Annotated in this window: 2 protein-coding genes; both read left to right on the top strand. The window is 39.8% G+C overall.

What is annotated here, in order from left to right; genetic code table 11:
* On the top strand, positions 1-341 hold a 341-nt coding region (locus AC1DTM_RS26075; RefSeq protein ID WP_477001243.1), incomplete at its 5' end, for a GNAT family N-acetyltransferase.
* Positions 342-646: 305 nt separating this feature from the next.
* The gene (locus tag AC1DTM_RS26070) at positions 647-1,150 is read left to right on the top strand and encodes a GNAT family N-acetyltransferase (protein ID WP_016104814.1); all 504 of its coding nucleotides are present in this window, start codon (positions 647-649) and stop codon (positions 1,148-1,150) included.
* The last annotated feature ends 361 nt before the right edge of the window (positions 1,151-1,511 follow it).

Raw genomic sequence — 1,511 nt, 5'->3', positions numbered from 1 at the left:
GGTTTGTTGCAAGTGATAATGGAGAAATACTGGGTGCTGGTGGAGGTGGTTTCACTGGTAAAGCAACAGCAGAGTTATTTGTAATATATTTAAATCCAAATAGAAAAAGAGAAGGTATCGGTACAGAATTACTTTCTATAATTACAAATGATCAAATTGAACGTGGTGCAAAAGAACAATGGGTTTCAGTTGCAAAAGATAATGCTATGGGGATTCCATTTTATGAAGCAGTTGGATTTAAATACCAAGATGAAAGACCAGCTTATGGACTACCTGTAGGTGAAGGTTTCACATCTATTCGATACAAACGTGAGTTAGCAATTAGCTTAGTTGAAAGATAAGTAAAAAAGACCTCGTCCGAATTATATTTAGGTTATAGTTGTTGAAGTCAATAAAAGTAAAGGCAAGGACCTATTTGATATGTATAATATGTTTTTGCCTTTATATTATAGTTAGTTTTGAAAAAAGTTTGATAAAAAGGTCTATTTTGTAGGGTAATTACCTATTCATAAAATAACACTAATTTTTTGTACACTGTTGCTATAAATTCTCGCGAGAGTTGGAAAATAGCCGGGTTTCCAACCTGATGTGGTGATGAGGTGCGAAGCTATTATGAGTGCAGTGACATAACTAGGAGGTTTCCACTATGACAGCTTTATTTAAAGCTATGGAGTTCCAGCTGAAAACTGAACGACTTGATCTGAGTATGTGGGAGGAATCCGATTCAGTCTGGATGAGAAAATTAATTGGCGAACGTGGTGTGGATATGCCAACCCTTGACGCTGTTCGTAGCAAGCTTATCGAGATGCGTAAGAAAGCAAGTGAAAATGGTATTTCCCTTCTCACTATTCGCCGACGAGACGAAGGTGATTTCATCGGATACTGTGGCTTGATTATCGGTCGTTCCACACTGGAAGAGCCGGAGATCGCATATGAGTTGTTCCGCAGTGCTCATCGTAAAGGCTATGCGACTGAGGCAGCATCCGTTGTGCTGGACGCTGCGATTGCTACCGGGCGCCGCAGACTTTGGTCGACTGTAGGCGCTTGGAATATTGCGTCTTTCCGGGTGTTAGAAAAGATAGGATTTGAGAGGCATCACAGTACGTGGGATGAGCGTGGTGAGATTGTTTGGAACGTACGCGACCTTTAGAAATCCCGGACCTAACTCGAAACTATTGAAAAGGAGAACAACCCATTAGTTTTGGGGGAAATCCAGATAAAGATAAAGATAAAGATAAAATGACTGATTTATAACCCAAATGGTGACAAACTATAACTGAAGCATGTCCTCCTTCCGAATTCAGTAAAGGGTAAGCCATTCTATTAACAATGGGTATTTCTTGAGCTCTCATTAAAATACTCTCCCGTCCTTTGTTTATCTTTAGGCTACCTCTAATCAAATTAGGATTGTTTATTTAATGTCCTCGAAAGTGGAGTGCCGCCTTCGCACCGAGGCTTTGTCCTCTTCCCAAAACCAAACGAACGTTTCAAGGTATATATCTATATTATAC

Source organism: Bacillus sp. P4_D3, assembly GCF_056401855.1.
Note: the sequence above shows the minus strand (reverse complement) of the source record. Positions and strands in the feature narration are given on the sequence as shown.

Coding starts and splice junctions, on each gene's coding strand:
- AC1DTM_RS26070 (WP_016104814.1), top strand. CDS start 647: ATGACAGCTTTATTTAAAGCTATGGAGTTCCAGCTGAAAACTGAACGA.